Consider the following 12311-nt stretch of genomic DNA (forward strand, 5'->3'; position numbering starts at 1 on the left):
ATCCTTCTGACCGGCTGTGGACCCTGGAGCGGACCATGAACGTTGTGACCCCGAACGGCGGCGACAGCGTGGCGGCCCCTTCCTGGCCCGGTCTGCTGAACCCCCTGCTGCGCGGCGAGAACCTCAGCTCCGAGGAGACCGCCTGGGCCATGGACCGCATCATGAGCGGCGAGGCGACCGACGCGCAGATCGCCGGGTTCGCCGTCGCGCTGCGGGCCAAGGGCGAGACCGTCGAGGAAGTCACCGGGCTGGTCCGCGCGATGTACGCACACGCCAACCTCATCGAGGTGCCCGGCCGCACCGTCGACATCGTCGGTACCGGGGGCGACCTCGCCAAGACGGTCAACATCTCCACCATGTCCGCGATCGTCATCGCGGGCACCGGCGCCAAGGTCGTCAAGCACGGAAACCGGGCCGCCTCCTCGGCAAGCGGCTCCTCCGACGTACTGGAGAAGCTGGGCGTCAACCTGGAGCTGACCCCGCGACGGGTCGTCGAGGTCGCCGAACAGGCGGGCATCACCTTCTGCTTCGCCGTGAAGTTCCACCCCGCCCTGCGGTACGCCGCCAAGGCCCGCAGGGAGCTCGGCGCGCAGACCACGTTCAACATCCTGGGCCCCCTCACCAACCCGGCCCAGGTGCGCGCCCAGGCCGTCGGGGTGGCCGACGCCCGCATGGCGCCCATCGTCGCGGGTGTCCTGGCCGACCGGGGCAACTCCGCGCTGGTCTTCCGGGGTGACGACGGGCTCGACGAGCTGACGACCACCGCCACCTCCCGGGTCTGGGTGGTCCGCGACGGCGCGGTCCGCGAGGAGCCGTTCGACCCGCGCGACGTCGGGCTGCCCATCGTCCCCGTCGAGGCGCTGCGCGGCGCCGACGCCTCGTACAACGCCGATGTGGCCCGCCGCCTGCTGGACGGCGAGAGGGGCGCGGTGCGCGAGGCGGCGCTGCTCAACTCGGCGGCCGCGCTGGTCGCGCTCGACCCGGGCCCCGGCGCGCTCACCGAGCAGATCGCGGCGAAGATCGCCGTGGCGGCCGAGGCCATCGACTCCGGCGCGGCCAAGCGCGCCCTGGAACGCTGGGTCGCCGCCAGCAACGCCTGAGCACGCCGGAGAGACACCTCCGGCGCACACGGTGTGACGCGGGGCGCAGTCCGGATACCGGACCGCGCCCTTGCGCGCGTGCGGGCGTATGGCAAGATGCTGCGCAGGTCATGAGTGACAGCGACTACGGCCCCGGCCCGCTGTCCGGCAACCCTCCGTCCGTGGCGGGGTGCCCCGGGTGAAGACCAGGCCGTAGGCAGCGAGGTCTGCGGCAAGCGCGGGCCCCTCGGCATCCAGCGGATGCCAGCCCCCGGGGTCCTGGTCCCTAGGGAGCCTCTTGTGAGCAAGCGAATGCGTTAGGGCCCGTCGTTCGGCTCAGGCCGTGCTCGCGGGCCCAGGGCTGACCGCCCTCTTCCGCGCACTTTTCCTTTCTTCTCCCGCGCTGCCGCGTACCCGCCGGCACGTGGATCTCGCCTGCCTGTTACGGGAGTTCGCCATGTCTGTCTCCACCGCTGCCCTCGACCCGTCGGTTTGTGCCCCGCTGCCCGTTCTGGGGCAGGACGTCACCGTTCCGCTCGTCACCGGCGGTGAGGTCACCTACGCCGCACTCGACTACGCCGCCAGCGCCCCGGCCCTCCAGCGGGTCTGGGACGACGTCGCCGCCTATGCCCCGTACTACGGCAGCGTCCACCGCGGGGCCGGATACCTCTCGCAGCTCTCCACCGACCTCTTCGAGAACAGCCGCCGCACGGTCGCGGAGTTCCTCGGCTGCCGCGCCGACGACCAGGTCGTCTTCACCCGCTCCACCACCGACTCCCTCAACCTGCTGGCCGCCGCGATCCCCGCCGACTGCCAGGTGTTCGTGTACGAGACCGAGCACCACGCCTCCCTGCTGCCCTGGCGCGACGCCCAAGTCACCTACCTCAACGCGCCCCGCACCCCGAGCCAGGCGGTCGAGACCCTGGAGCGCGCGCTGGCCGACCGAGCCCCCTACGGCCCCGCCCTCGTCTGCGTCACCGGAGCCTCCAACGTGACCGGCGAGCTGTGGCCGGTGAGGGAACTGGCCGCCGCCGCCCACGCACACGGTGCCCGGATCGTCCTGGACGCCGCCCAGCTCGCCCCGCACCACCCCGTCGACATCGCCGAACTCGACGTCGACTGGGTCGCGTTCTCCGGGCACAAGCTGTACGCGCCCTTCGGCTCCGGGGTCCTGGCCGGACGCGCCGACTGGCTCCGGGCGGCCGAGCCGTACCTCGCCGGCGGCGGCGCCTCCCGCAAGGTCGCCCGGCGCGCCGACGGCGGGGTGGAGGTCGACTGGCACACCACCGCCGCCCGCCACGAGGCCGGTTCGCCCAACGTCATCGGGGTCTACTCCATCGCCTCCGCCTGCAAGGCCCTGACCGAGGCGGGCTTCGACACCCTGGTCGCCCGCGAACAGGAGTTGGTGCGCCGGGTCCGCGAGGGGCTCGCGGACGTCCCCGAGGTGCGGGTGCTCTCGCTGTTCGGCGACGACGCGCCCCGGGTCGGGGTCATCTCCTTCGTGGTGCGCGGCTGGAACAGCTCCCACTTCGCCGCAGCCCTCTCCGCGGAGTACGGCATCGGCGTCCGTGACGGCCTCTTCTGCGCCCACCCGCTCGTGCGTACCCTCCTCGGCAGCGACCCGCAGGACCCGGGCGAGTGCGGCGCCCCCGAGGCCGAGCCGGGCGAACGGTCCCTGAACGCGATCCGGGTCAGCTTCGGCGCCGGTACGCCGGACGAGCACATCGAGCGCTTCCTGCGCGCGGTCACCGAGCTGGTCCGCGAGGGCGCCCGGTGGAAGTACCGCACCGAGGACGGCCGTTGCGTACCGGACCGGGGCGGGATCGCCCAGGTCCAGGTCCGAGAGACCCCGTGAACCACTTCGGCCGGGGACAGGCGCACCGCCTGTCCCCGGCCGAAGCGGTTCGCCTACGCGTCGAGGCCGATGGCGAACGCCGCTTCCAGGTCGTGCTGGGAGTACGTACGGAACGCCACATGGGTGTCGGTGCCCTCGACGCCCGGGATCTTGCTGATCCGGCCGGGGATGACATCGGCGAGGTCGTCGTGGCGGGCGACCCGGACCATGGCGATCAGGTCGTAGGTACCGGTGACGGAGAAGACCTCGCTGACACTGTCCAGCGCGGCGATGGCCTCGGCGATCTCCGGAATCCGGTCCACGCTGGTCTTGATGAGCACGATCGCGGTGATCACGGCTGGCTGTCTCCCTCGGTGGCCGTGGCTGGAACCTTCACTCTAGCCCTACGCCCATAGCGCCCCCAGGCGTAGAGGAACCCGACGGCGAACCCGGCCACATGCGCCAGATACGCCACGCCGGGTCCGGAGTCCGCGCCCTGTGCCGCCGCCCACTGGAGCCCGAACCAGAAGACCAGCACGATCCAGGCGGGAAAGCGCAGCGGTAGAAAGAAGAGGAACGGGAACAGGCTGGTCACCCGGGCCCTGGGGAACAGGTACAGGAACGCGCCGAGCACCGCGGAGATCGCGCCCGACGCCCCGACCAGCGTCTGTCCGGAGTCCGCGTGCGCCGCCGCGTAGCAGACGAGGGCCACATAGCCGCAGCCCACGTAGAACAGGGCGAACCGCACCCGGCCCATGCGCTCCTCGGCCATCGCGCCGAACACGTACAGGAACAGCAGGTTCCCCAGCAGGTGCAGCCAGCTGCCGTGGACGAACAGCGCGGTGAACGGCGTGATCAGCGCATGTGCCGAGCCGTCCCACAGCTCCGCGGGGATCACTCCCCACCGCTCGAAGTACCCGGCCTGCGCGGCGAGCAGCGCGTCCTCGGTGCCGTACGAGGCGTGGAAGCCGGACAGCGGGCTGACCAGGAAGATCACGACGCACAGGGCGATCAGCCCGTACGTGACCGGGGCACCGCTCGCCGTCGCCGTCTCCCGGAGCCTCCCGGCCGTGGCCCGTCGGCCGACCTGCCGCCAATCGATCATGTACAGAGCATGACGTACCGGCGGAGAAGGGGACGGAGCGCCTCGCCGTGCCGATGCTTATACGCGAGGCCGTAGGGTTACGCCAGGACTTCCGCAGTTCGACGGCGCACCGCGAGATCCTTGGCGTAGGACAGGAAGAGACGCGGCGGCGCGCCCGGCGCGGGCTCCGGCAGACGACGAAAGAGGACGCAACGATGACGACGGTTCCCCTGCCGACGGACGGGACCCGCTGGCGCTGCACGCTGTGCGGCAATCTCACGCGCTTCGACGTGACCCGCTCCTCCAAGGTCGTGGAGTACGTGCACCTCGACCTGGCCGGTGAGTCGAGTGTCGAGGAGCGGGAGGTGGTCAGTGAGACCATCGAGTCCGTCCGCTGTCGTTGGTGCAATGCGGTGGATCAGATCGAACTGGTGGACAGGCCGGGTGCCGCTTCCTGAGGGAGCGCACCCATCGACATATCTATGGGGTGACGGACGGTGGATCAGCCGACCAGCGGCGCCGAACCGGCCGATGCGGCCGACGGCGGCGCAGAGGCGCTCGACCGTCCGCTGCCCGAAGGTGTACGGCGGCGGGTCGTCGCCCTGGTCTCCGATGCCTTCGGCGGACTGACCGTCGCCGAACTGCCCACCCAGTTGCGGCAGTATGCCCGGTTCACGCCGACCCGTCGGGCCAAGTTCGCCGGGAACGCGATGGCCGCCGCGCTGGAGAGCGACGCCCTCTTCCGGCAGCGGATCGGTGAGCGGCTGGGCCAGTCCCAGCCGGAGCTGGCCGGTGCGCTGGAGGCGGGTTCGCCGCCCGCCGCCGCCGACCCCCTCGATGTGGCCGCCGCCGCGTACGTGCTGCGCCCGGTGGGCTGGGTCAAGCTCGTCGAAGCCGCGGGCGAGGAGGTCCAGCGCGCGGACGCGGAACGGGCCGACGAGGAGACCCGGCGCGAACTGGTCCAGCTGCGGGAGGAGCTGGAGCGGGCCCGCGCCCACACCCGCGCCGAGACGGAGCGGCTGCGCACCGAGCTGGAGGCGGCCCGCAAGGAGGCCGAATCGCTCCACCGCAAGCTGCGCAGCGCCCTGAGCGAGGTCAAGCGCGGCGAGGCCGCCCTGCGCCGCAGCGCCGCCGCCGCCGACACCGTACGGGCCGAGGCGGCCGCCCAGGTCTCCGCCGCCGAGAGCGAGTCGCGCCGGCTCAAGGGGCGTCTGGGGGAGGCGGAGTCCGCCCTGGAGGCGAGCCGCCGGGCCGCCCGCGAGGGCCGCTCGGTGGAGGACATGCGGCTGCGCCTGCTGCTGGACACCGTGCTGGACGCCGCCTCGGGGCTCCGGCGCGAACTGGCCCTGCCCCCGGTGACGACGCATCCCGCGGACACCGTGGACGCGGTGGAGCCGGGCCGGATGTCGCCCAAGGACATTGCCGCCAGAGCCCTTTCGGAGACGGATCCGGCGCTGCTGGACCAGCTGCTGGCGCTGCCGCAGGCCCACCTCATCGTGGACGGCTACAACGTGACCAAGACCGGCTATCCCCAGATGCCGCTGGAGAAGCAGCGGTTGCGGCTGCTGGGCGGCCTCTCGGTGCTGGCCGCGCAGACCGGCGCGGAGATGACCTGCGTCTTCGACGGCGCCGAGCTCGCCGCGCCCGTGCTGCTCGCGCCGCCGCGCGGGGTGCGGGTGCTGTTCAGCAAGGCAGGGGTCACGGCGGACGAGCTGATCCGCCAACTGGCCCGCGCCGAACCGCCGGGACGGCCCGTGGTGGTCGTCTCCACCGACCGGGAGGTGGCGGACGGCGTGGCCAAGGCCGGGGCCCGGCCGGTCGCGTCCGTCTTGCTCCTCAAGCGGCTTTCCCGCGTCTAGAGGGCTCCCTGAGGTGGATGTTCCGCATGTGTGGCATGTCGGATTTGCGGGAACGTACCGTCAAGTCGCTGCTACACGCGGTGGGGTGAGAGTAAAGAAGTGCCTGGTGTGACGAGAAAATTCCTGTGAGGATTTGAACTGATCACGAGATGGTCACTAGGGTCAGGCCTCGAACCTTCGCACGGTTGATCACCCACCCGGGGTGGCAGCGGAGGAACCGCCGAGTCCGTGACGTTGCTCCGTGACGTTGTACGGAGCCGGGGATTCTTTCCCCCACAGCCCGGTAGGCGGCTCAGAGGAAGAAGGAGCTCGCCTCCGTGGCGTCCCACCGTCGTCCCAAGCAGCCGAGCCGCACTCGTGTGACCGTGCTCACCGCGACCGCCGCTGCGGCCGTGGCCCTGACCTCCCAGGCCGCCCACGCCGACCCCAAGCCGAGCAAGAGCGAAGTCAAGGCGAAGGTCGACAAGCTCTACCACGAGGCCGAGGCGGCCACCGAGAAGTACAACGGGGCCAAGGAGCAGCAGGACAAGCTCAAGAAGCAGGTCGACGCGCTCCAGGACAAGGTCGCCCGCGGACAGGGCGAGCTCAACGACCTGCGCGGCGAACTCGGTTCGATCGCCACCGCCCAGTACCGCTCGGGCGGCATCGACCCCTCGGTGGCCCTCTTCCTCGCCTCCGACCCGGACAGCTTCCTCGACCAGGCCTCCGCGCTCGATCAGCTGACGGTCAAGCAGACGGAGTCGCTGCAGAAGATCCAGTCCAAGCAGCGCACTCTCGCCCAGCAGCGCAAGGAAGCGCAGGACAAGCTCGGCGACCTCGCCGACGTCCGCAAGGCGCTCGGCGAGAACAAGAAGAAGTACCAGGGCAAGCTCGCCGACGCGCAGCGCCTCCTCAACAGCCTGACCGCCGCAGAGCGCGCGAAGATCCAGGAGGAGGAGAACCGTGCCAGCCGCGCCTCCACCGAGCGGGTCGAGCTCGGCAAGGAGGCCCCCGCCTCCAACCGCGGTGCGGCCGCCCTCGCCGCCGCCGCCACCCAGATCGGCAAGCCGTACGTCTCCGGCGGCTCCGGCCCCAACTCCTACGACTGCTCCGGGCTGACCCAGTGGGCTTTCGCCCAGGCCGGTGTCTCCATCACCCGGACCACGTACACCCAGCAGCACGACGGCACGAGGATCGGCCGCAGCCAGCTCAAGCCGGGCGACCTGGTCTTCTTCAACGGCCTGTCGCACGTCGGCTTCTACGCGGGCAACAACCAGATCCTGCACGCCCCCAAGCCCGGCACCGTCGTCCGCTACGAGTCGATGGACTACATGGGCACCTTCCAGTTCGGCGTCCGTATCTGACGCCACGGCGCGCCCGAACGAGGGAATCGCCGCACCGCACGCTGACGCCCCGCCCCGCCGGAGACCCGAGGTCACCGGCGGGGCGGCGGCGTTCGGCGCCCTTCCGCACCCCTTTCCGTCCTCGGCGCGGTCTTTGGCCGGTGCGTAGTGGGCCGATTACTGTCTGGCTGCTGTGCAGCTCCCGGTCGTCGGTCCGCCCGCCCGGGCGGCAGGGGCTGCGCACGACCGCGTCAGCGGAAGGGAGTGCGGTTACCTGTGGTGTCCCATCGCCGTTCCACACAGCCGGGCCGGGGTCGGGGCGTTCGCGTCACGGTCCTCTCGGCGGCCGCCGCCACCGCGGCCGCGACGCTGACCGGGGCCCCGGCGAGCGCCGACCCCAAGGACACCCGGGAGAGCGCCAAGGCCGCCGTCGACCGGCTCTACGGCGAGGCCGAGCAGGCCACCGAGCGGTACAACGAGGCCGGGGAGCGCGTGGACCGGCTGCGCGGCGAGGCGGACCGCGCCCAGGACGCCACGGCCCGTGGCCAGGAGCGCGTCAACCTCATGCGCGACGAGCTCGGCGCGATGGCGGGTGCTCAGTACCGCAGCGGCACCATCGACCCGGCCCTCGCGCTGCTGCTCTCCTCCGACCCGGACACCTACCTGGAGCGGGCCGCCGTCCTCGACCGGGTCGGCGCCCGCCAGGCGATGACCCTGGACCGGCTCCGCCAGGCCCAGCGCAAGGTCGCCCAGACCCGTGCCGAGGCCACCCGCGCCCTGGCCGCTCTGGAGCGTGACCGGGCCGCCCTCACCCGCCACAAACGCACCGTCGAGGCCAAGCTCCGCCAGGCCCGGCAGCTGCTGAACTCCCTGCCGCCCGAGGAGCGCGCCGACTTCGACCGCGCCTCCCGCTCCGGCCGCGACGGCGCGCCCGACCTCTCCGGCGTCGCCCCCGGATCACCCCGCGCCATGGCCGCCGTGGCCGCCGTCCACCAGGCGCTCGGAAAGCCGTACGTATGGGGTGCCAACGGGCCCTCCGGATTCGACTGCTCCGGGCTCATGCAGTGGGCCTACGCCCAGGCCGGGGTGACCCTGCCCCGCACCTCGCAGGCCCAGCGGTACGCGGGCCGCATGGTGCCGCTCTCCCAGGCGCAGCCCGGCGACCTGGTCGCCTACCGGGCGGACGCCAGCCACATCGGCATGTACGTCGGCAACGGCCAGGTCATCCACGCCCCGTATCCGGGCGCCCCGGTCCGCTACGACCCGGTCGGCATGATGCCCGTCTCCTCGGTCACCCGGATCTGACCGCCGCCCGGATCCGACCGTACGATCGGCAGGGTGGCCGTACACAGACCTGATGCGCGACGGGGAGGCCCCCGTGGACGGCGGCGAGCGGCGGGACTCGTGCTCGCCGCCCTGCTGACCGCGTCCGCCTGCACGGCCGCCCCCGAGGAGACCCGCACCTCCCTCACCGCCGGGGAGATCACCGCCGTACTGGACGGCCGGGCGACCGCCGTCCTGGCGCGCGACCCGGCGGGCTACCTCGACGCACTCGCCCCCGACGCGGAGAAGCTGCGGGCCGTCCAGCGCACCGAGCTCGCCAACCTCGCCGACGTACCCCTGAAGTCCTGGACGTACGAGGTGAAGGACATCGGCGAGCGGGAAGGCGACTGGGCCACCGCCGAGGTGGAGCTGCGCTACCGGATCAAGGGCTACGACACCGCCCCGGTCGCCACCCGCCGCACCCTGGAGCTGATGCGCGACGGCGGGCGCTGGTACATCACCGCCGACCGGCCCGCCAAGGGCTCATCGGGGCAGCTGTGGCAGCAGGGGGACGTGGAGGTCGTGGAAGGCGCTCACAGCATCGTCCTGGGCGTCGGACGGACCGAGGAGGAGCTGCGCCGGATCGCCGACACCGTGGACCTCGCCGTACCGGCCGTCTCGGACGCCTGGCCCCGGCCCTGGAACCGCCGGGTGGTGGTGCTCGTCCCGGACTCCGTGGAGGACATGGCACGGCTGCTGGGCTCGCCGGAGGCCAGTTACCGGGGGATAGCGGCCGTCACCACCGGCGAGGTCGGTGGCGGCACCGGCAAGCGCCCGGCCATCGCCGACCGGGTGATCGTCAACCCGCAGGCATACGCCACCCTGGGCAGTTTCGGGCAGCGGATCGTCCTGACCCATGAGACGACCCATGTCGCCACCCGGACCAGCACCTCGACGGCCACCCCCGTCTGGCTCTCCGAGGGCTTCGCCGACTGGGCGGCCTACCGGGGCGAGGACCGCCCCGCCGACGTCGTCGCCCCCGAGCTGACCACCGCCGTCCGCGCCGGTGAGACGCCCGCCGGGCTCCCCGCCGACCGGGACTTCGGCTTCGACGGGGACCCCGTGAAGCTCGCCCGGGCCTACGAGGGCGGCTGGCTGGCCTGCGCGCTGATCGCGGAGAAGTGGGGCAAGGAGAAGCTGATCGCCTTCTACGCGGCCGTGGGAGCCCATCAGGGACGCGAAGGGGCGGTGGAGCAGGCGATGGACGCGGTGCTCGGCACCAACCCGGAAGAGTTCACCGCCGACTGGCGCGACTACCTCGGAACCCGGCTCGGCTGACCGTCGCCCACCGGCCGCGCCGAAGCCGTCGGGCCCCCGCCCGGCACCGTCGACCGCCACAGCCGCCGCGCGGCGAGCAGCGAGGCCGCCACCAGCAGCCCGTTGCGGACGAACAGCAGCGTCACGCCCCACAGGTCGCTCGCCACCACATGGCCGAAGCCGATCGGGAACTCCAGCAGCGTCACCCCCGCCGCCACCACGACCAGCACGGCGGGCAGGGTCATCGCGGCCTCCCGGAAGACCAGGCACACCGCCGCGAGGCCGACCAGCCACACCACGTACTGCGGGCTGATCACCCGGCTCGTGACGGTGAACAGCAGCACGGCCGTGAACGCCGCCTCGGCCGGGGTGTGCACCGCGAACGTCCGGGCCCGCAGCCGCCACAGCAGCAGCCAGCCCAGCGCCAGGACACCCAGCCCCAGCGCCAGCGACGAGACCAGCCCCACGTGCGGTCCGACGAACTCCAGCGAGCCGTAGCGCAGCTCCACCCGGCCCTCCCAGCCGAACCGCCGCGCCACGTGGAGGACCAGTGCCCCCAGCGACTCGACCTCGATGCCCCGGTCCCGCTGGAAGGCCAGGAACGCGAACGCCCCCGGCATCCACAGCGCGAAGGACAGCGCCAGCCCGCCCGCCGAGAGCGCCGCCGCCGACCAGGCCGCGCGCGTCGGCCGCCCCTTCCGCACCCCCACCAGCAGCAGTACCGGCCACCCCTTCAGCAGCGCCCCGAACGCCGCCAGCGCCCCCAGCGCCCGGGGCCTGCGCACCCCCGCCAGCAGCGCCGCCACCGCGACCGCCGTCACCATCAGGTCGTAGCGGGCGTAGACGGTCGGCCCCAGCAGTGGCACCCCCGCGATCCACACCCAGGCCCCCGCCGCCCGCATCCCCGGCCGCCGCCCCGCGTACAGCAGCAGCCCCAGCACCAGCGCGTCGCACAGGAGCACGAGCACGACGAAGGCCGTCGCGTACTCCCAGAACGGCAGCAGGGCCGGGGAGAGGATCGCCAGGGCGGCCCCGGGCGGATACTGCCAGGTCACGTCGGACAGCGGATACGTGCCCGTCAGCAGCACCTCGTACCAGCCCCGGTAGATCACCGACACGTCCACCGTGACGTCCGGCCCCGGCACGGTGACGGCCTTGAACGCGCACAGCAGCAGCCAGACCCGGCTCAGCGCCCACACCGCGTACGGCCACGGCCCGGTGCCGCTGGGTCCTCGTCCCGTCATCGCCGTCCCGTCGTCGCCCGCCGCCCCAGGGGTGTCCTGTCCTGCCGGATTCCCGGCGGCCCATGATGCCGCCGGGAGACGGCGTCAGCGGTGAAGCGCGGCCGTTCGGTACTGTCAGCCGCGATGGACAAGACCTTGATCGTGACCAATGACTTCCCGCCCCGCCCCGGCGGCATCCAGGCGTTCCTGCACAACATGGCGCTGCGTCTGGACCCCGACCGGGTCGTCGTCTACGCCTCCACCTGGAAGCGGAGCGCCGAGGGAGTGGCGGCCACCGCCGCCTTCGACGCCGAGCAGCCGTTCACCGTCGTCCGCGACCGTACGACGATGCTGCTGCCGACCCCGCGCGTCACCCGGCGGGCCACCGCCCTGCTGCGCGAACACGGCTGCACCTCCGTCTGGTTCGGTGCCGCCGCCCCGCTCGGCCTGATGGCCCCGGCCCTGCGCCGCGCCGGCGCCCGGCGGCTCGTCGCCACCACCCACGGGCACGAGGCCGGATGGGCCCAGCTGCCCGCCTCCCGGCAGCTGTTGCGCCGGATCGGCGAGGGTACGGACACGATCACCTATCTCGGTGAGTACACCCGCTCCCGGATCGCGTCAGCCCTCACCGCCGAGGCCGCCGACCGCATGGTCCAACTGCCCCCGGGCGTCGACGAGAAGACCTTCCACCCGGCGTCCGGCGGAGACCGGGTCCGCGCCCGTCTCGGGCTCTCCGACCGCCCGGTGATCGTCTGTGTCTCGCGCCTGGTGCCCCGCAAGGGCCAGGACACGCTGATCCTGGCCATGCCCGCGATCCTCGCGCAGATCCCGGACGCGGTGCTCCTGGTCGTCGGCGGCGGACCGTACGCCAAGGACCTGAAGCGGCTCGCGGCGGAGACCGGCGTCGAGGACTCGGTACGGTTCACCGGGCCCGTGCCGTGGGCGGAGCTGCCCGCGCACTACGGGGCCGGGGACGTCTTCGCGATGCCCTGCCGGACCCGGCGGGGCGGCCTCGACGTGGAGGGCCTCGGCATCGTCTACCTGGAGGCGTCCGCGACCGGACTGCCCGTGGTGGCCGGAGACTCGGGCGGCGCTCCGGACGCGGTGCTGGACGGCGAGACCGGGTGGGTGGTGCGCGGCGGCAGCGCCGAGGAGTCGGCGGACCGGATCGTCACGCTGCTCGGGGACCCGGAGCTGCGGCAGCGGATGGGGGAGCGGGGCCGGGCCTGGGTCGAGGAGAAGTGGCGCTGGGACCTGCTGGCGGAGAAGCTCAAGACACTGCTGTGAGTACGCGGCAGGGGCCCGCGCCGTCACGGGCGCGGGCCCCTGC

At 72.7% G+C, this 12311-nt stretch carries 11 protein-coding genes and 1 riboswitch; of the genes, 8 read left to right on the top strand and 3 right to left on the bottom strand.

Annotation, left to right across the window (positions count from 1 at the left end; all coding sequences use genetic code 11):
• The first annotated feature begins 35 nt into the window (after positions 1-35).
• On the top strand, positions 36-1100 hold the full coding sequence (gene trpD / locus CIB93_RS22425) for an anthranilate phosphoribosyltransferase (protein ID WP_096629283.1): 1065 nt from the start codon (positions 36-38) through the stop codon (positions 1098-1100).
• A gap of 106 nt (positions 1101-1206) precedes the next feature.
• Positions 1207-1324: riboswitch (SAM riboswitch) on the top strand.
• A gap of 212 nt (positions 1325-1536) precedes the next feature.
• Positions 1537-2934, top strand: a complete 1398-nt coding sequence (locus CIB93_RS22430) for an aminotransferase class V-fold PLP-dependent enzyme (protein ID WP_096629285.1) — start codon at positions 1537-1539, stop codon at positions 2932-2934.
• A gap of 53 nt (positions 2935-2987) precedes the next feature.
• Here CIB93_RS22430 and CIB93_RS22435 read toward each other — a convergent pair whose 3' ends face one another.
• The gene (locus CIB93_RS22435; RefSeq protein WP_003969641.1) at positions 2988-3269 is read right to left on the bottom strand and encodes an Lrp/AsnC family transcriptional regulator; all 282 of its coding nucleotides are present in this window, start codon (positions 3267-3269) and stop codon (positions 2988-2990) included.
• A complete protein-coding gene (locus CIB93_RS22440; RefSeq protein ID WP_096629286.1) occupies positions 3266-4018 on the bottom strand; it encodes a rhomboid family intramembrane serine protease in 753 nt (250 codons plus the stop codon). Before CIB93_RS22440 ends, CIB93_RS22435 begins: the two co-directional genes overlap by 4 nt.
• A gap of 194 nt (positions 4019-4212) precedes the next feature.
• Between CIB93_RS22440 and CIB93_RS22445 the strand changes: the two genes are divergently transcribed.
• From CIB93_RS22445 to CIB93_RS22465, 5 genes are all read left to right on the top strand, one after another.
• Complete coding sequence (locus CIB93_RS22445; RefSeq protein ID WP_015608051.1) at positions 4213-4455, top strand: hypothetical protein; 243 nt, start codon at positions 4213-4215, stop codon at positions 4453-4455.
• A 39-nt stretch (positions 4456-4494) separates the two neighbouring features.
• Positions 4495-5856, top strand: coding sequence for an NYN domain-containing protein (locus tag CIB93_RS22450; RefSeq protein WP_096629288.1), 1362 nt, complete (start codon positions 4495-4497; stop codon positions 5854-5856).
• Positions 5857-6173: 317 nt separating this feature from the next.
• Complete coding sequence (locus CIB93_RS22455; protein WP_096629289.1) at positions 6174-7199, top strand: NlpC/P60 family protein; 1026 nt, start codon at positions 6174-6176, stop codon at positions 7197-7199.
• Positions 7200-7454: 255 nt separating this feature from the next.
• Entirely contained in the window at positions 7455-8483 is a 1029-nt protein-coding gene (locus CIB93_RS22460; protein ID WP_096629291.1) for a C40 family peptidase, read from the top strand.
• A gap of 99 nt (positions 8484-8582) precedes the next feature.
• Positions 8583-9779: a hypothetical protein gene (locus tag CIB93_RS22465; RefSeq protein WP_373558790.1), complete on the top strand. Its 1197-nt coding sequence runs from the start codon at positions 8583-8585 to the stop codon at positions 9777-9779.
• Here the strand turns inward: CIB93_RS22465 and CIB93_RS22470 are convergent.
• Positions 9755-11002 (bottom strand): glycosyltransferase 87 family protein, encoded by a 1248-nt coding sequence (locus tag CIB93_RS22470; protein ID WP_096629294.1) that lies wholly within the window; start codon positions 11000-11002, stop codon positions 9755-9757. The genes CIB93_RS22465 and CIB93_RS22470 overlap by 25 nt on opposite strands.
• A 123-nt stretch (positions 11003-11125) precedes the next feature.
• On the opposite strand from CIB93_RS22470, the gene CIB93_RS22475 reads away from it, so the two are divergent.
• Positions 11126-12268 carry a glycosyltransferase family 4 protein gene (locus CIB93_RS22475; protein WP_096629360.1) on the top strand — a complete coding sequence of 381 codons (1143 nt, stop codon included), beginning with the start codon at positions 11126-11128 and terminating at the stop codon, positions 12266-12268.
• The last annotated feature ends 43 nt before the right edge of the window (positions 12269-12311 follow it).

Origin of the sequence: Streptomyces sp. WZ.A104 (genome assembly GCF_002382885.1) — a bacterium.
Taxonomy (GTDB): domain Bacteria; phylum Actinomycetota; class Actinomycetes; order Streptomycetales; family Streptomycetaceae; genus Streptomyces.

Excerpts from the sequence above, each read along its gene's own strand:
- CIB93_RS22475 (WP_096629360.1), top strand. The coding sequence starts at position 11,126 with ATGGACAAGACCTTGATCGTGACCAATGACTTCCCGCCCCGCCCCGGC.
- CIB93_RS22440 (WP_096629286.1), bottom strand. The coding sequence starts at position 4,018 with ATGATCGATTGGCGGCAGGTCGGCCGACGGGCCACGGCCGGGAGGCTC.
- CIB93_RS22445 (WP_015608051.1), top strand. The coding sequence starts at position 4,213 with ATGACGACGGTTCCCCTGCCGACGGACGGGACCCGCTGGCGCTGCACG.
- CIB93_RS22470 (WP_096629294.1), bottom strand. The coding sequence starts at position 11,002 with ATGACGGGACGAGGACCCAGCGGCACCGGGCCGTGGCCGTACGCGGTG.
- trpD (WP_096629283.1), top strand. The coding sequence starts at position 36 with ATGAACGTTGTGACCCCGAACGGCGGCGACAGCGTGGCGGCCCCTTCC.
- CIB93_RS22430 (WP_096629285.1), top strand. The coding sequence starts at position 1,537 with ATGTCTGTCTCCACCGCTGCCCTCGACCCGTCGGTTTGTGCCCCGCTG.